The sequence below is a fragment of the Fontivita pretiosa genome (assembly GCF_050410795.1).
Taxonomy (GTDB): domain Bacteria; phylum Planctomycetota; class Phycisphaerae; order Tepidisphaerales; family Tepidisphaeraceae; genus Fontivita; species Fontivita pretiosa.
This window is the reverse complement of the sequence record NZ_CP191258.1, coordinates 507,324-524,262: the sequence shown is the minus strand read 5'-3', so window position 1 is coordinate 524,262 and position 16,939 is coordinate 507,324. Positions and strand designations below refer to the sequence as shown.

The following is a 16,939-nucleotide window of genomic DNA, read 5'->3' as shown; positions in this document are numbered from 1 at the left end:
CTGTAACCACGAAGAACAGATCAGCCTTCGGGTCATCCATGGAGGGGACCGCGAGGGCAATCTGGCTACTTGTCCCTGTTGCGGCGGCACCGCTCGGCCGTTCCCCTCGGTCCTCCGTGACTTCGTGACCGGCGAAGATGCGCCGACGGCCCTATTGGCGGAGGAGATCATCCGGAGGATGCCGCCGTATCGCGATGACATGCCAGCGGGCGGGCGACGGCTTCTGGTCTTTTCCGATTCGCGACAGCGGGCCGCCTACTTCACTCCATACCTGACTCGCACCACTGCCGAACCGAGCTACATTCAACCGTTGCTGGAGACTGCAAGGAAGATTCAGGCCAGCCGCAATTCGCCCGGCACGGTCGTTGAGGTGATTGACCGCGGACACGCGGCCATGCTCCAACACCCATGGGTGGTCGCGCGACACACGGACGACGAGGGCTTCGACCGCTACAGCGTGGTGCCGACAGCCCAGATCAATCCGCAAGAGAGGCGGGAACTGAGGCATGAGCTGGCCCTGACGTTGTATGAGCATCTATCCGCATCGCACACGCAGCGTACCAAAATCGGCGGCTTGATGCTGGGAGCGGGTGCCGTGGAGTTCACGCCCGCCGAACTCGATGCGGCCAGACGCGCGGCACCATTGCTGTTCCCCAGTGAACAGGTTGGCGTCGATGCCATCCACAGGCTTCTGATGTATCTGGTGCGACGGGGCGCGGTGGAGTACGTCCCGGACACCGTTACTCGCACGCACATCATCGGCGCTGGCCCCACTCTTGTGACGGTGCACCGCAATCCGGAGCCCGCAAGGGTCGGGAGCAGATACAGGGTCAGGTGGAATCCTTTTGAGGCAACCAAGTCTCGCGGCCTGGCTATATCGCGGAGTTACACCGCGGCGACCGTCCGTCAGGTACTTGGCCAGACCGGCGATGCCTCAGATACGCGCGTGGCGGAAACGCTGGACCAACTGTGGGGGTGGCTCATCGCCGACCAACGCATTTTGCGACAGGTCGAGCCAGGCGAATATCAGCTTCCGGCATCACGAATCCTGCTGGTCGTGGACGGCCAGTGGTACAAGTGCCGTCGGTGCGGCACACCAACGATTCATCAAATGACTGGTGTCTGCCAAATTCCGAGATGCGGAGGTACCCTTGCCCCGGTCGACAGTGCCTCGCGCGAAGCTCAACTTACTTCCAGCCATCGCGCGTACCGTTACCTGCGCGACCCAATGCCCCTGGTTGTCCGCGAGCACACCGCGCAGCTCACGCTTGAGCGGGGCCGAGAATATCAGGACGAATTCAAGCAGAGCAAAGCCAACGTGCTGAGCAGTTCCACCACATTTGAAATGGGTGTGGATGTGGGCCAGCTACAGGCGGTGCTCTTGCGCAACGTCCCACCGACTCCGGCCAATTACATCCAGCGGGCTGGTCGCGCCGGACGGCGCAGGCAGGGGGTGGCCCACGCCGTCACGTACGCGCGATCAGTTCCCCACGATCAACACTACTATTTCCGTCCCCGCGACATTGTGGTCGGGCGAGTGCCCGTACCGGTAATCTACACTGCAAACACGCGCCTGACGCAACGGCATGTCAATAGCTTCCTGCTTGGCCGGTTTCTTCGCGATCACCTGAATCGCTTCGAGAATGACAGCCTGCGCATTGGTGAGTTCTTCCCAGAGTCCGAAACGGGCGAGCAAGCACCGGCAGATCTGTTCGGCCCGTGGTGTCAGCACAACCAGGCCAAACTGGCTGCGGAACTCTCCCATATCATCCCTGCAGATTGTCCTCTGGATCCAGCCCGTGCCATTGAGGCGGCCGCCACGACGTTGTTCTCCCGCGATCCGCAATCGGGAAGGGATACAGCCTATATCCGGGGATTCATCCTGCCGTTGAAGAGCTATCAGAATCAGTACGAAGAACTGGCGGCGGAGGAGGCCGAGGCCAAGAGGGTCAGGCAGCTTCAGAAAGCCAAAGCATTGACACATGCAATGTGGCGCGTGCAGCGGCTCCAGGAGCAATTGAAAGAGGTTTACCTGATAGACTCTCTGGCGGAACAGTGCTGGCTGCCCAGCTACGCCTTCCCGCAAGACGTGATCAAGCTGAAGGTCCGACAGGAGCTGGTGAAGACCAACATGCGGCTTGAACGCGACCGCGAGCTTGGCATCTCCGAATACTCTCCCGGCAGCCAAGTCATCGCTGATGGCAAGCTCTTTGAGAGTGTGGGCGTTGATCTTGAAAAGCGGGAACCGGATTTGATGTATTTCCGCATCTCTCGGCAGACGCGCCAGATTGTCATCGGGCACTCGGCCCAGGAAGTGAAGGCCAACACCAGGGACATGCCGCCGACAGCAATGCCATGGCCATTTTTGGAGCCTGCCGGTTTCACGACTAAGCACGATGCGCCAGCACTTGAACCGAATCTGTTTCGCCTGAAGCCGCCCTCAAACACCGAGGTGTTCCTGTTGGATGGCGCGCCCGAGTCCGAATTCGCCGAACATCCTTGCCTCCGTGGTGCGATCACCGCGATTCGACCGAATGCCAAGTTGTTCCGGGCGAATCTTGGAAAGAAGGGCCAGGGCTTCATGATCTGCCTGTCTTGTGGTCTTGCGGTCGATGATGCGGCCGCTCCGCGCGCCGGCCACATCACGCCTTGGGGCTCAACCTGCCGGGGCAGATTCGAGAAAGTCGCGCTGGCGCACATCTTCACCACCGACGTTCTGCAAGTGCGGTTTCCGGGGTATCCCGCTCCCGCTGTTACAGACGCACCGTTCTGGTTCACGCTCGCTACAGCTTTAGCCAACACTGCCTGTCGGAAGTTGTACATCGATCCCGCAGACTTGGATTCCACCTACCGCAGCCAGTCAGGGACTAATGCCTGCGGCGAACTGGTGCTTTACGACCGCGTACCCGGCGGTGCCGGCCATGTCGACCGTATCCGCAACCATCTTCCGGATCTGCTCAGGGAGACACTTCAATTACTCTCGCATTGCAGCAACCAGGACTGTGACCAGGACGCTGCGTGCTACGCGTGTTTGCGCAGCCATCGCAACCAGTTCCAATGGAGCAATCTGAAGCGGTCGGCGCCGCTGCCGTGGCTTCAGTCTCTGTGCGCGGCCATCTCTTAGCCGTGCTCGCCGCTTGCAATCGGTTTGTTCCGCCATTGCCGCACCGCGTGTCTCGTGAGCCCGCTCTTGGCAAATGCGATGTGCCCCGGGGGGAAAAATCGCGCGGAAATTTTATTGATAAATCGTGAAATTCATCAATAATGATCGACCCGTGGACCGCCGCCAGTTCCTGCAATCCCTCGGATTCGCGGCGATGTCCTCGGTTTTGGGCTCAACCTTCGGGAACGTGAGCCACGGGGCGGACACGCAGCAGATGGCTACAACCGCGGCGACAACCTCGAGTCGTGCGTCGGACGCTTCATCATCGGCCGATGGAGTGCAGATCGCCGGCTGGAACCGCTTCAGTCCGCGGTTCATCGATCCGCCGGTGTTCGAGCTGGTCGCGCGGCCGGGCGCGCGGCGGTACATCGGGATCATCGAACAAAACGGGCAACGACACGAGATTGCCTCCGTGCAGCCACGCATCGACCTGAGGCAGGTCTGGCCGAAGCTGGCGCACGACTGGTTCACCATTGCGCTGGGGATCGAGACGTCGCAGGGCACGACCCTGGGGCCGGCAACCCGGCGGTTCAGGGCATGGGATTGGCAGGGCTTCGATGGGCAGCGTGAGGATTGGGCGGCGGCGGCGGATCGGAACATCGCGTTTCTAATCCACGCCGCCGAACACGCTGTGGCCCCGTATCGCGAGCCGGGCGTGCCGGTGTGGATCTGGTCCTCGGCGGGACCCGAACCGGAGAAAGGAAACCCGCAAGGTCGCGGTGACGCCTACCCGGCGGCACATCAGCCGGTGTTTATTCGGGCGTTTCTTGCCCATGCGCGCAACGAACGACCGTACAGGAAAGAGGCGATGCGCCTGACGAACTTCGTCGGCGAATGGCTGCTGACGCATCGCCACCCGCCAACCGGCAAGCTGCCGCTGTTTCCGTATTCGACGATTGGGATGGGCAAGTACGAGGGCGGCAACGAGGGCGCTGCCGTCAACATCACCCGCGCCTGTCGCACGGCGGAGGGGATGGTGGACTGGTATCGGGCCACCGGTCGCGAGGATGCGCTGGAGTATGCGATCCATATCGCCGACACCGTTATGCAGTTTCAGCGTCACGACGGGAGCCTGCCGTATCGAATTGAGCCTGCCACCGGCGCCGTCGTCGAAGACTACACCTGTGACGTGATCAACTTCACGGTACTGGTCGAGATGCTCGAGCAGCATCGGCCCGATGCGAAGCGCGCATTCGCGGCCCGGCGGGCGCTGGACTGGACGCTGGCCTATCCGGTCACGACCAACCATTGGCAGGGAGCCTTCGAGGACGTACGCGAGAAACGCCCCTTCGAAAACCTCGGCAACATGGGCACGATCCTGCTCATCTGTTACCTCTGTCGGCACGCGGACGAAAATCCCGATTACCTGCCGATCGCGCGGCGGCTGAATCGATGGGTGGAAGATCAGTTCGTCATCTTCCGTCCGGATGCGACGATCGATGTCGATTGTCCCGTGCCCTAGGTTACCGAGCAGTACGTCTGCTACTACGTGATGGAGGGGCACACCGCCAACTGGATCAACGCGCTGCTTGCTCTGCACCGCGCGACTGGCGAGCGGGAATACCTCCAGAAGGCGATGGCCGCCGGAAACGCGATCGTGCGCAGCCAGTTTCCCAACGGCGAGTTCTCGACGTGGGGCCATGATCCCAGGACGGGCAAGCGCGGTTCGGCCCATTCCAACTGGTACGCCGCAAACGCCTTCGCCACGGAAGTGCTGTATCGGCTGCACAACTATGTGAGTCACCTTTGAAGGCAATGAGCGAGAGCACCATGCTGAGCCACGAACAGATCCATCGATTTCACCGCGACGGGTATCTGGCCGTCGATCGGGTTCTGGACGAACAGGAACTGGCCGAGGCGCGGCAGGTGGTGGATGAATTCAGGGAGCAGTCCCGGCAGCTTACCAGGGATGATGCGACGTTCGTGCTGGAGCCGACGCACGCGGGCGATTCGCCGCAGTTGGCGAGGATCAACAATCCGGTGAAGGTTCATCCCCTGTTCGAGCGGATCATGCGAAGCGCAGCGGTGCTGGATGTGGTGGCGGCGCTGATTGGCCCGGACGTTCGCTATCACCACAGCAAGCTGAACATGAAGACGGCGGGCGTGGGCAGCGCGGTCGAGTGGCATCAGGATTTCGTCTTCTTTCCGCACACGAACGACGACGTGCTGGCGGTGGGGATCGCGCTGGACGACTGCACGCCGGAGAATGGCTGCCTGCTGGTAATTCCCGGCTCGCATCGTGGTCCGATCCTCGATCACCACCAGGACGACGTTTTTGTCGGCGCCGTGCCTGGCGACAGCCCGGAGCTGGCGCGGGAGAAACAGGTGCCGGTGATCGTTCCGGCCGGCGGGATGTCGATTCACCATTCACGCACGCTGCATGCTTCGGCGCCCAACCGCTCGAACAGGCCGCGGCGGCTGCTGCTGATCGAATACGCTGCCGCCGACGCCTGGCCAATCGGTGTTGACGTCAAGCTCGACGAATTCCATTCGCGTGTGGTCCGCGGGCAACCCACCCGCCGGGCCAGGATGATGCAGTTGGACTTCCAGATGCGTCAGCGCGGGCTGGCAGGGTCGATCTTTGAGCTGCAGACAAAACTTCAGAAGAGCTCGTTCGGCGGCGCTCAGCCCGCGGCGATGGCGGGCATGTGATGCATCCGGGCGATTCCAGAGGAACCTGAAACGGAGATCAAAAATGGACGTAAGGCGAATGTCGGCGGTCGGTCTGTCGCTGGCTGGGCTGCTCGTACTGGTGTGTTGTGCATGGGCGCAGCAGCAGCCGGCGGTGCGCATCCTGGAGGGGCACAAAGGCTCGGTCATGTCCTCGTCGTTCTCGCCGGACATGAAGACCCTGGCCACCAGCAGCAGGGACAAGACGATCATCCTGTGGGACCTGGCCAGCGGCACCGCCAGTCGCACGCTCAGCGGACACACCGCGGACGTGTACTGTGTCGCGTATTCGCCGGATGGAACCCTGCTGGCCAGCGGCAGCGGGGACAAGTCGGTGCGCCTCTGGGACGCCAGCACGTTCCAGGTTATCCGCACCTTTGACGGCCACACGGACGTCGTGCGATGGGTCGCGTTTTCTCCGGATGGCAAGACTCTGGCCTCATGCGGGGTGGACCTGACGGTGCGGACGTGGGACGTGGCCACGGGCCAACAGAAGCAGGTCATGCCGGGAGCAACGGCGCGGGTGCAGATGGTGCGCTGGACCTCCGATGGCAAGACGCTGGTCAGCGCTTCGGCCGACGGGAAGCTGCGCGTCTGGGATGCCCAAAGCGGACAGCTCAAGGCGACGCTCGAGGGGCATACCTCGGGCATCGAGTGTGTGGCGATCTCGCCCGACGATTCTCTGTACGCATCCAGCAGCAACGACACCACGGTACGGCTGTGGGACGCCAGAGCCAACAAGCTGCTGCGCACCCTCAGCGGGCACAGCGAAGAGGTTGATTCCGTCGAGTTCACACCCGACGGCAAGACGGTGATCAGCGGCTCGAAGGACAGGACGATCAAGTTCTGGGATGCGCAGACCGGCCAGCTTGTGCGGACGTTGAGCGGGCACCATTCCGGGCGGATCGAATCGCTGTCGATCTCGAAGGATGGCAGGCTGATGGTGAGCGGCGGCGGTGGTGGTGACACGACCGTGCGGATCTGGGATCTGAGCGCGCTCAAGTAGCTGGAGAACTTGAGCGTCTTGAACCTCAGACCTTCAGACTGCGCCGCTTGTGATGCTGGCGGCTTTGTCGTCCACTTTGACGGAGGTTGCCCATGGACGAATCCGACGCCTGGCAGACGGTCTCACGGCGGCGGTTGTTGAACGACGCGGCGGTGGTTGCGGGAGCGGGACTGGCGGCGGCACTGGCCACGCCCGCAACTCATGCGGTCGAAACCGCCTCCTCCCTTCCCCGCAGGGGCGAGCCGCCACGGCTGCCTCTGAACTACCTCACCCGCAACAGGTTCGACGACGATTTCTACAGGCAGATTCAGGGGATTTCACCGCAGATCACCATCCTGCCCTCGGAGCGATTCAAGGAGGAGCTGCCCAACGCCGACGCCATCATCGGCAAGCTCACGCCCGAGGAATTCGCCACCGCAAAACGCCTGCGCTGGGTGCAGGTGACCTCTGGCGGGGTGGACACCTTGATGTTCCCGGAGTTCGTCAACAGCGACGTGATCCTGACCAACACCAGCGGATGCTACGGCTCGCCGATTGCCGAGACCGCCATCGCGTTTCTGCTGGCGCTGGTGCGCGGCGTGGGGTTTGCCTCCTACAACCGCAAGTGGGAAGGCTTCAACGTGCGGCAGATCGAGCTGCGCGGGCTGACGATGGGAATCATCGGCCTGGGCGGGATCGGGCGAGAAGTCGCCCGTCGTGCCAAGGCGCTGGACATGTACGTGATGGCCGTCGATGCCGAGCCGATGTTCCGCGAGCGCTATGCCATGGTCGATGAGCTGCATCTGGTTGATACGCACTACGACTACATGTTGAGCCGATGCGACGTGCTGGTCTGCTGCGCACCTCTGACGCCACGCACCAGAGGCATGATCGGTGCTCGAGAGATCGGGCTGATGAAGGATGGATCGTACCTGATCAACGTGACGCGCGGCAGGATCGTCGACACCCAAGCGGTGCTGTCGGCGATCCGGTCGAAGAAGCTGGCCGGCGCGGGGCTGGACGTGACCGACCCGGAGCCGCTGCCGGCGGACCATCCGTTGTGGCAGGAGCCGAACGTCATCATCACGCCCCACAAAGCCGGCGGCTCGCAGCACAGCGGCAAACGCGAGCGCGAACTGTTCATCGAGAACATGAGGCGTTACGTTGCCGGCCTGCCGATGCTCAACGTCATCGACAAACAAAAAGGGTATTGAGGAATCGGGCACAGGTGAGCAAATGCGCTTGGCCGGGCCATGCGCTGACAGCTCACACGTGGCCATCCGCTGGTGACACCAACCAATCGCTCTGTGAGTCACCACACGGCCTGAGTCAGGTAAGTGCGTCTCTCTTTTGGCAGCGTGCAACCGGCGGATCAGCCGCACAGGCCGGACGCCTGTGTCACGCGTGCGGACAGAGGCATCCTTGCTGCTCTCCACTTTGCGACCCGGCGCTGGTACAGTGAAGCGGCTGTAGCAACATTGCACTCCGCCGTCAGTTGATGAGCGGGGAAGGCGTTAGGATTCCCGAAAGGACGGTACTTCTATGCCCCTGATGACCACCAAGCCGATGTTTGATCTTGCCTACGACGGCGGGTTCGCGGTCGGCGCATTCAACGTCAACAACATGGAGATCACCCAGGGTATCATCGAGGCGTGCGCCGCCGAGAAAAGCCCGGTCATCCTTCAGATCTCCAAGGGCGCCCGCAAATACGCGAAGATGAACTATCTGCGGCACATCATCATGGCCGCCGTGGAGGAACACCCCGAGCTGCCCATCGCCATTCATCTGGATCATGGCGACACGGTGGATCTGGTGCGGACCTGCATCAATGACGGCTTCACCAGCGTGATGATCGACGGCTCGCATCATCCGTATGAGGAGAATGTGCGGCTGACCGCCGAGGCCGTGAAGGTGGCGCACGCGGCGGGCGTGGTGGTCGAGGGCGAGCTGGGAATGCTCGGGGGCATCGAAGAGGAAGTCGTCGGACTCGATGCGGCTGAGTACGAGAAAAATGTCGAGAAGTACCTGACCGATCCGAACCAGGCGGCGGACTTCTGGAAGCGCACCGGCATCGATTCACTGGCGGTGGCGATCGGCACCAGTCACGGGGCATACAAGTTCAAGCACGAGGCCAAACTCGCCTTCAATCGCATCGAGCAGATCATGAAGACGTGTCCTGGCCTGCCGCTGGTGATGCACGGCAGCTCGAGCGTGCCGCAGGAGTTCATCGATCTGGTCAACAAATATGGCGGGGCGATGCCCAACGCCAAGGGAGTGCCCGAGGACCAGATCGCCATGGCGGTGCAGAAATACGGGGTGTGCAAGGTGAACATCGACACGGACCTTCGTCTGGCACTGACGGCCAAGATCCGCGAGGTCTTCGCCACCAAACCCGCGGAGTTCGATCCGCGCAACTACCTTGGTCCGGGTCGCGAGGCGATCGTCGGCATGGTGCGCCGAAAGCTGCACGTGCTCAACAGCGCCGGCAAGGCCGAGGCGGTCAACAAGCACTGGGAGGAGCTTGGCCGGCCGCTGCCGGATTACTACAGGAAAAAGAGCTGAGACGATGCGGCCAGGCTGACCCTGACGCAACAACCGCCCGACCGGAGCCGGCCTGGGCGCGGCTTGCTTAGGCTGGCAGCAACTCGGGATAGGCCGGCGTCCACATGAAGTCCGCGACAGCGCGCGGGATTTGCGAATCGGGGATGTCGCGTCCGACGCCGCTGTCGCGGGCCTCGCGCACCACGGCTTCGGCGATGCGGGCGCTGACGTGCCGCAGCGCCGTGACCGGCGGATACAGCGCGCCGGCATCCAGATCCTGCTGGGACACGCATTCGGCCAGCGTCGTCGCCGCCGCCGTGAACATCGCGTCGGTCACCACCCGCGCTTCGGCCACCAGTGCGCCCAGCCCGACTCCGGGGAAGACGTAGACGTTGTTTCCCTGCCCGATGCGGATCGTGCGACCCTCGTACACGACCGGAGGAAACGGACTTCCAGTGGCCACCAGCGCCCGGCCATTGGTCCAGTGGACCAGGTCTCGCGGAATCGCTTCGGATCGGCTGGTGGGATTTGAGAAGGGGAAGATGGCCGGCTGTTGGACATATTGGGCCATGGCGCGGACGATCGGCTCGGTGAATGCGCCCGGTTCGCCGGTGGTGCCGATCAGGACGGTGGGCTTGACGGCGTGGATGACGGCCAGCAGGTCGGCGGGGCGATCGACGGGCAGCCCCATGGCCGCCGCCAGCGCCGCGGGCCAGGCGAAGTCGCGCTTGGCCGCTTCGCGCAGCTCGCGTCCCTGCACCAGCAGCCCGCGGCTGTCCAGGACGGCGATGGCGGCGATGAGCTCCTTGTCCTGGAGTCCGGCGCGGCGCATGGCGTCGCGGAGCTGCCGCGCGATGCCGATTCCCGCCGCTCCGGCGCCCAGGATCACCACGCGCTGCCGCTGGATGGGCGTGCCGCTGATGCGTCCGGCCGCCAGAATCCCCGCCAGCGCCACCGCCGCTGTCCCCTGAATGTCGTCGTTGAATGAAGGCAGCGCGTGACGGTATCGATCCAGCAGGTCAAAGGCGTTCTGTTTCTTGAAATCCTCCCACTGAAGCAGTGCCCTCGGGAAGCGTCGTTTGACGGCGGTGACGAACTCATCGACCAGCGCGTCATACTCGGCCCCGCGCAGCCTTGGCGATTCCCAGCCCAGGTACAGCTCGTCAGCTCGAAGCTCCTGATTGTCCGTGCCGACATCGAGGCTGACCGGCAGCGTCATCGCCGGATGAATCCCCGCCGCCACCGTGTACAGCGCCAGTTTGCCCACCGGTATGGCCATTCCCCCGCACCCCTGATCGCCCAGACCCAGAATGCGCTCGTTGTCGGTCACGACGATCAGCCGCACGTCCTCGAACGGCGCATCCCCGAGCACTTGGTCGATCTGCCCGCGATCTCGAGGCGTGATCCACATCCCCCGCGGGCGGCGGAACAGGCGGCTGAATTCCTGGCAGACCTGTCCCACCGTCGGCGTGTAGACGATCGGCAGGAACTCCTCAAGGTGGTCCAGCAGCACCCGAAAAAACAGCACCTCATTGCGGTCGTGCAGGGCCGAGAGCGTGATGTATCTCTGGATCGGATCGCTGGAACGACAGATGTTCTGGTAGACCCGACGTACCTGCTGTTCCAGGGTGCTGACCCGCGCCGGCAACAGTCCCCGCAGGCCGAACATCTCCCGCTGCTGGAGCGTGAATGCCGAGCCGCGGTTGTACATGGGATGATTCAGCAGCGCCAGCCCACGATGACGACACTTCAGGACCTGCCGACCCTGCGAATCCCGAAAGAGTTCAAACTTTTCCATAATTGAGGAATGAAAAGTCCGATTATAGCCCGTGGCCAGCCGCACGCGACAGGGCGCAAACAAAAAGCCCACGACCTGGTCGTGGGCACATGGTTCTCGTGTAGGACTGATCCAGACTCGCTGCTTACGCCCGGCTGATGTATTCGCCGGTCTCGGTGCTGACGCGCACAACCTCGCCGATCTCGATGAAAGGCGGCACGCGCGTCCGCAGCCCGGTCTCCAGTTCCGCATCTTTCAACTGGTTGGTTGCGGTGGCGCCCTTAATCCCCGGCTGGGTGTCGGTCACCTTCAGATCGACTGTTTTGGGCAGCTCGTAGCTGAGCACCTTGCCGTCGTAGAACAGCGCCGTGAACTGCGTGTTAGGCTTGAGGAACTTGATGTCCTCGCCGAACACTTCCTTGGGGATCGTGAACTGGTCGTACGTTTCGAGGTCCATGATCACGTGCCCGGTGTTGTCGGAGTAGAGGTATTCGACCTGCCGGCGATCAAGCGTTGCGGTCTCGATGTCATCGGTGGCGCCGACACGCCGATCGATGATGTTTCCTTTGACGACGTCACGGAGCTTGAACTGGACCTTGGCGCGCAGGTTCCCCGGGGTGTTGTGATCGGCGTTGGTCACGACATAGAGCCTGCCGTCGAGAATGACGGCCTGCCCACGACGAATGTCACTGGCTCGCATGCAAATCCTTACTAAATCAGGGTTAATGGTAAATGCGCCATGTAGGACTTGAACCTACAACCCGCTGATTAAGAGTCAGCTGCTCTGCCAATTGAGCTAATGGCGCGTAAAAGCGGCTTGAGTGCCAGTGCGGCTCCCACGGCCTGGCGGACTGTGCTGACTTTAGCCGCGGGGGTCGACTTGTCAAGCACGCGCCCGGCGCATGCGCCGACAAATCCGGCGGCAAGGTTTTTACGTATGCCGACCCGGGCGGTTCGGAGCCTCACTGCCGCAACGCCGACAACGGCATGGCGGGCGGCGGAGGCGCAAGCGGCGACTCCGCGGGCTGCGGCGAGGGCCTGCCGCGAGTGGAGCGACCCGCCCGGCCGGTGTGGTCGATGTACCCCAGTCGGGCGGCGACCGCTTCATACGTGAACCAGTCGGAAAGCATGAGCTGCTGATACGCCTGCCGCAGCCCCGACGCCGCACGCAGGCGCGCCAGCTCGGCGATCTCGGGCTTCAGATCGCTGCGGACTTCGACCAGCTCGATCACGGCGACTTTGCCGTCGGCGGGTAGCTCAACCAGCCCCATCGGACGCTGAAGCGGTTGCGTGGCCGGGGCAGTCGTCGATGCGGCACGGGCGATCGCGCCCAGCAGGGCATGGGCCTCAAGCCCAAGTTTGGCCTGTGAGCGGGAACTGAGCGGATAGTTGGGCACCGGCTCATTCAGGGAGAACGCGCCGGTGGTGATCAGCTTGCGATCGACCGCGGCGGCGGCCAGCCCGGCGGCGTGCTGTCGGGCGGCCTCCAGAAGCTGCTGCGCCGCGGCGCGGGCGGCCTCGAAGGCGCGGGCCTTTTTCCAGTCCGCCACCACCTGCTCCCGAACCGGCTCGATGCTCCCGGGACGCTGTGCGGGCACGGCGTCGGTCAGGCGGAAGATGTACACGTTCCCGGCATCGTCCGGCAGAGGCTTGGATGGCTCGTACAGGCTCAACACCGCCGGCTGATCGCGCTGGTCCGGCGGGACAAACGGCTCGGCGAACATCGCAAAGTCGGCAAACAGGCTCGCCTGCCCGATCCCGGGCAGCAGCCGCAGCTCCAGCGGGCCTTTGTATTCGTTGATCGCCGCCACCGTGGGCGTGACGTTGTACTTCTGCTCGATCTGCCGTGCCAGGTCCTGAAGGAACTGGAAGCTCTCGTAGCCCGCGGGGCGTGTGGCCGACTGCGGCGCGGTGGCCGGGGCAGTCGTTGTCGCAGCACGGTACGCCTCGTATCCCTGATTCAGCTTCTGGAGGATTTCATTCTGGATCTGTCTCTGAAGCTTGTCGATCTGTGGCTCCAGCAGGGTGGTGATGATTTCATCACGCACCTGCTCGAAGGGCTGCGTGGTCGGCGCCGCGGCCGTGGTCGGGGCCGATCCTCCGCCGAGCGTGAACGCATCGGTGCTGGTTGTGGTGGGGGACTGCGGCTGGGTGGCGGGGAAGCGCTCGGGATACCGCAGATAGTACTTGTAGGCCTCGACCTCCCAGTCGTAATCCGATTTGGTGGCGCGCACCGCCTGACGCACCTGCTGGCGCGGGATGGCGATGTACTGGAGCTTGACGCGGTTGGGAAGCTTGTAGCCAAAGCCGAAGGGGTTGGCTTCGGTGGGGGTGGCGCCGGGCAGCACGTCGGCGTAACGCTGGAACTGCTCCTGAAGCTGCTGTTCCGTCGGCTCGGGGACCGAAGCCTCAAAGTCCGCGGCGGAGAAGTCCACAATGTTGAGCTTGATCTGCTGCATGGAGGCGGCCAGCTCGTGCTCGACCAGCGGCGCCGAAAGCTTCACCGCCTGCACCGCGCGGTCGAACGCTGAGAGCACCATCAGCAGCTCGGCGACGGCGCGTTTGGTCTGTTCGGCGAATCGCGGGTCCACCTGGCTCAGGTCCGCCAGTGACATCACGCGGCCCTGGTAACGGATGCCCGCAGTCTCCCCGGAGAGAAACTGTTCGGCTTCCGCCAGGTTCGGTGACAATCCCATCTGTCTGGCTTCGGCCTGAAGCAGGAAGTAGGTTTCGGGTTGCCGCTCGATTGGCCGCACGATCTGCTCGGGCAGCATCGTGAGAATCGAAGCCCACTGGGATTGCTGTGAATCCACGGCGGCGGCGGGGTTGCGCTGAAGCACCGTCTCGGCGATGAAGCGCCATTCATCCTCGGCGGCCTGGATCTGCTCGCGATAGATCTTCTCGGAGCCGATCTGGCCGACCACGTGTTCCATGTCCGGGCGGGTGGCGCGGATGCCGGTGGGGATGATGAACGCGATCATCAGGATCACGCCCAGGATGGCCATCACTTTCTTCTGGTTTTTTCGGATGTAAGCGTACATGCGTTGTTTGTCAGTTGGGGGTGATGGATCGGTTAGCGGTTACCGCTTGCCGGTGGTCTTGGATTGTTGAGGCGATTCAGTGCGTCGCGAGCGTGGCGGGCGTCGGGATCGTCCCCGTACTGGGCCAGCACCTGTTCGTAGAGCTGCCGGGCGGACGCAGGCTCGCCAAGCTGCTGAAGAATGTCGGCGGTGCTGAGCAGGCTCTGGACGACATGGGGCCGGCCCGGTTCGTCTTTGGCCAGCGCCACCACCCGCATGTACGCCAGCGCCGCGTCCTTCAGCAGCTTGGCGTCGGGCTGGCCCGTGGCCAGTCCATGCCGGGCCTGGGCGATGATGAACAGCGCATCGGCCTGCTGAGCCGGTTCGGTGAAGATTGCCTTACTTGCCTCGATCTCGTTGATCGCCTTCAGGTAATCTGCCGCATCCAGCGCCCGCGAGGCGACAGAGAGCTTGCGTTTGGCCAGAATCCGCCGTGCGCCGGGATCATTGACATCGGCGCCTGGAAGCCGCGCGAGCTGCTCGTAGGCGGCATCCTCCGCCGCCGCATCTTTGCGGGCCTGATGCAGTTCCACCAGGAACCCCAGCAGGGCGCGGCGCTGCTCGACGGTGAGTTTCGGATCGTTCATCGCGTTGTTGACATCCTGAACCGCGGTGTCCAGATACGTCGAGCCGGACTGCGGCATCGCCGGCTTCATGCCTGCCGCTCGGTTCGGATCCTCCAGCAGCACGAGGATATAGGCTGTGGCGGCGGCGTCGAATCGCCCGGTGCGGTTGGCCGCGTCAATCAGCCGTTGCGCCGCCCAGCTCTTGACCCACGGCTTGCTGGTGGTGCGGATCGCCTTCTGATAGCCGTCAACCGCCTGGTCCCACTCCGCTGCGGCGTAGGCCTGCTCGGCGGCGGTAAGTGCCGGCTCGCCGCTGACGAGCAGTCGGGTTACCTTACCGGCCTCGATCTCGCTGGCGCGACCGTTGATCTCATAAACCACCATGCCGTCTTTCAGATCCCGGATCAGGACATTCTTGCGCTCCAGGGATCCGACAAACAGCGAATCCGCCAGACCCGCCCGACACAGACTCAGCAACAAAACCCATGCAATCGCAAGCACGAAGCCGCGCGGCACTGCAAGCGACCCGTCGCCCGCGGCGACACGGCGCGGTCCGATGCCACTGACTGTCTTTGCCATGAGGCTCACGGCTCGTGGGTCTCCTGCGATCGTCTGGCTTTACTGGCGCGTACACACGCCGCCTCGGCCGCGCGCCATGATGTTCCCGGACGATCCCGCGGTCAAGTCGGGCTATTGGGGCGGCTCGATGCGGATGATCTGGGTGTTCACGCCGCGCAGCACTTCCAGCACGACTGCCTCGCGGGGCTGCTCCTTGCGGAAGGTCTGGTACTGGCTCTTGAAGTCATCCAGCGATTCGATCGTGGACTGATTCAGCCGCGTGATCAGATCGCCATGCTGAAGCTTTGCGGTCTGCGCGGAACTGTTGGGCTTGACCAGCGCGACCACCACGCCTCGCGTGTCGGATGGAAGCCGGCGAACGTAGGTGTCCTCGAAGACAATCTGCCTGGCGGTAAAGCCCAGATCCTCGGCGAAGAAGCGCTTGGCCTTGTTGGCCTGCATCGGGCGCTCTTCGAGCGTGACGGTGATTTCCCGCGGCGGTTGTCCGCGTCCGCGCACCACCGTGAAGGTGACGTCCTGCCCGACCTTCATCCGCGCGATTTTTCGCGTCATGATCAGGGGCGTTTCATCCGGATCGTCGCCGCGCTCCAGCGGCTGGCCGTTGACCTTCACAATGATGTCACCGCGTTTCAGCCCCGCCTTGTCCGCGGGGAAGCCGCTGATCACGTCGCCGACCTGCACCGCCGGCTGGTTCTCCAGCCCGAAGTACTCGGCGACCTCCTTCTTCAGCCCGCTGAGCTGGGCCACGCCGATGTGCGGATACTTCAGCGGCTGGCCTTTTACCGGCGGATCATTCAAGCTGAGCAGGAAGTCGCTGGCGGGAACGAACAGCCGTGGCGGAGTAAACACCGGTGCCATCGGCTCGCGCGGATCGTTCAAGAATGGCGATTGATTCTCCTGCGCGTGGACGATGCCGACGGCCCGGCCGTGCCCGTCGAACACCGGCGAGCCGACGGCGCACAGCCCTTCGCCGCTGACCAGCACCTGCGGCACCGGCCCGCGCAGCAGCGCCGACACGCTGGCTGCGGTGACGTACGAACGATAGCCCGCGTCTTTGGGCAGCAGCCCGACGCAGATCACCGGCTCACCGACGGCCAGCGCAACATCCTCAAAACGCAGCGGCGTCCAGGCGCGCGGCGCCGTCGCGGGCTGAGTCGATTGCGTCGAGGGCGAAGGCTGCTCTGGCCTGGCCTTGATGAAGGCGATGTTCGTGCGATCGTCGCGCCCGAGGAAATCGGCATCGATCTCGGTCTGGTCGTCGCCGGGGATGATGATTTTGAACTCGGTCATCTGCTCGTCGGGGATCTGAACCGGGGTGAAGGTTCCCGAGGCGATGACCAGTCCATCATCGCCGACCACAATCCCCGCGGCGTGCAGCTCGCGGCGGCCGAGCTCGCCCTCGTAGGTGTATTGAACGACGACCAGCGACGGCGTCGCGCGCTCGTGGATGTCGCGGATGAGTTGGGGATCGACGGCGCCGAGCGACACGCAAACAAGACCGAGGAGAGTCAGCAGTGCCGCGATGGACTTGTGCAGGTGAGATAGGGTCATGAGTGCCAGTTTTTCTTCCAGTGGAAT

General features: G+C 63.4%; 12 protein-coding genes and 1 tRNA gene. 7 read left to right on the top strand and 6 right to left on the bottom strand.

Features of this window, described 5'->3' with window-relative positions; genetic code table 11:
• The first annotated feature begins 124 nt into the window (after positions 1-124).
• From ACQS5P_RS02050 to ACQS5P_RS02020, 7 genes are all read left to right on the top strand, one after another.
• Entirely contained in the window at positions 125-3,124 is a 3,000-nt protein-coding gene (locus tag ACQS5P_RS02050; protein ID WP_428939242.1) for a DUF1998 domain-containing protein, read from the top strand.
• Between the two features lie 124 nt (positions 3,125-3,248).
• Positions 3,249-4,625, top strand: a complete 1,377-nt coding sequence (locus ACQS5P_RS02045; RefSeq protein WP_428939241.1) for a hypothetical protein — start codon at positions 3,249-3,251, stop codon at positions 4,623-4,625.
• Between the two features lie 30 nt (positions 4,626-4,655).
• Positions 4,656-4,913 (top strand): hypothetical protein, encoded by a 258-nt coding sequence (locus ACQS5P_RS02040; RefSeq protein ID WP_428939240.1) that lies wholly within the window; start codon positions 4,656-4,658, stop codon positions 4,911-4,913.
• A 5-nt stretch (positions 4,914-4,918) separates the two neighbouring features.
• On the top strand, positions 4,919-5,815 hold the full coding sequence (locus ACQS5P_RS02035; RefSeq protein ID WP_428939239.1) for a phytanoyl-CoA dioxygenase family protein: 897 nt from the start codon (positions 4,919-4,921) through the stop codon (positions 5,813-5,815).
• Positions 5,816-5,858: 43 nt separating this feature from the next.
• Positions 5,859-6,839 (top strand): WD40 repeat domain-containing protein, encoded by a 981-nt coding sequence (locus tag ACQS5P_RS02030; RefSeq protein WP_428939238.1) that lies wholly within the window; start codon positions 5,859-5,861, stop codon positions 6,837-6,839.
• A gap of 92 nt (positions 6,840-6,931) precedes the next feature.
• Positions 6,932-8,032: a D-2-hydroxyacid dehydrogenase gene (locus ACQS5P_RS02025; protein ID WP_428939237.1), complete on the top strand. Its 1,101-nt coding sequence runs from the start codon at positions 6,932-6,934 to the stop codon at positions 8,030-8,032.
• A 328-nt stretch (positions 8,033-8,360) separates the two neighbouring features.
• Positions 8,361-9,380: a class II fructose-bisphosphate aldolase gene (locus ACQS5P_RS02020; protein WP_428939236.1), complete on the top strand. Its 1,020-nt coding sequence runs from the start codon at positions 8,361-8,363 to the stop codon at positions 9,378-9,380.
• Between the two features lie 67 nt (positions 9,381-9,447).
• Here ACQS5P_RS02020 and ACQS5P_RS02015 read toward each other — a convergent pair whose 3' ends face one another.
• From ACQS5P_RS02015 to ACQS5P_RS01990, 6 genes are all read right to left on the bottom strand, one after another.
• Complete coding sequence (locus ACQS5P_RS02015) at positions 9,448-11,157, bottom strand: NAD-dependent malic enzyme (RefSeq protein ID WP_428939235.1); 1,710 nt, start codon at positions 11,155-11,157, stop codon at positions 9,448-9,450.
• A gap of 124 nt (positions 11,158-11,281) precedes the next feature.
• Positions 11,282-11,836 (bottom strand): elongation factor P, encoded by a 555-nt coding sequence (gene efp / locus ACQS5P_RS02010; RefSeq protein ID WP_428939234.1) that lies wholly within the window; start codon positions 11,834-11,836, stop codon positions 11,282-11,284.
• A 33-nt stretch (positions 11,837-11,869) separates the two neighbouring features.
• Positions 11,870-11,942: transfer RNA gene (locus ACQS5P_RS02005), tRNA-Lys, on the bottom strand.
• Between the two features lie 156 nt (positions 11,943-12,098).
• The gene (locus tag ACQS5P_RS02000; RefSeq protein ID WP_428939233.1) at positions 12,099-14,177 is read right to left on the bottom strand and encodes a hypothetical protein; all 2,079 of its coding nucleotides are present in this window, start codon (positions 14,175-14,177) and stop codon (positions 12,099-12,101) included.
• A gap of 32 nt (positions 14,178-14,209) precedes the next feature.
• The gene (locus ACQS5P_RS01995) at positions 14,210-15,361 is read right to left on the bottom strand and encodes a tetratricopeptide repeat protein (RefSeq protein WP_428939232.1); all 1,152 of its coding nucleotides are present in this window, start codon (positions 15,359-15,361) and stop codon (positions 14,210-14,212) included.
• 111 nt (positions 15,362-15,472) lie between these two features.
• Positions 15,473-16,912 (bottom strand): PDZ domain-containing protein, encoded by a 1,440-nt coding sequence (locus ACQS5P_RS01990; protein ID WP_428939231.1) that lies wholly within the window; start codon positions 16,910-16,912, stop codon positions 15,473-15,475.
• Positions 16,913-16,939: the final 27 nt, after the last annotated feature.

What these genes read in the sequence shown, in the direction of transcription:
- ACQS5P_RS02040 (WP_428939240.1), top strand. Translation starts at nt 4,656, where the DNA reads ATGGAGGGGCACACCGCCAACTGGATCAACGCGCTGCTTGCTCTGCAC.
- ACQS5P_RS02035 (WP_428939239.1), top strand. Translation starts at nt 4,919, where the DNA reads ATGAGCGAGAGCACCATGCTGAGCCACGAACAGATCCATCGATTTCAC.
- ACQS5P_RS02030 (WP_428939238.1), top strand. Translation starts at nt 5,859, where the DNA reads ATGGACGTAAGGCGAATGTCGGCGGTCGGTCTGTCGCTGGCTGGGCTG.
- ACQS5P_RS02025 (WP_428939237.1), top strand. Translation starts at nt 6,932, where the DNA reads ATGGACGAATCCGACGCCTGGCAGACGGTCTCACGGCGGCGGTTGTTG.
- ACQS5P_RS02020 (WP_428939236.1), top strand. Translation starts at nt 8,361, where the DNA reads ATGCCCCTGATGACCACCAAGCCGATGTTTGATCTTGCCTACGACGGC.
- ACQS5P_RS02015 (WP_428939235.1), bottom strand. Translation starts at nt 11,157, where the DNA reads ATGGAAAAGTTTGAACTCTTTCGGGATTCGCAGGGTCGGCAGGTCCTG.
- efp (WP_428939234.1), bottom strand. Translation starts at nt 11,836, where the DNA reads ATGCGAGCCAGTGACATTCGTCGTGGGCAGGCCGTCATTCTCGACGGC.
- ACQS5P_RS02000 (WP_428939233.1), bottom strand. Translation starts at nt 14,177, where the DNA reads ATGTACGCTTACATCCGAAAAAACCAGAAGAAAGTGATGGCCATCCTG.
- ACQS5P_RS01995 (WP_428939232.1), bottom strand. Translation starts at nt 15,361, where the DNA reads ATGGCAAAGACAGTCAGTGGCATCGGACCGCGCCGTGTCGCCGCGGGC.
- ACQS5P_RS01990 (WP_428939231.1), bottom strand. Translation starts at nt 16,912, where the DNA reads ATGACCCTATCTCACCTGCACAAGTCCATCGCGGCACTGCTGACTCTC.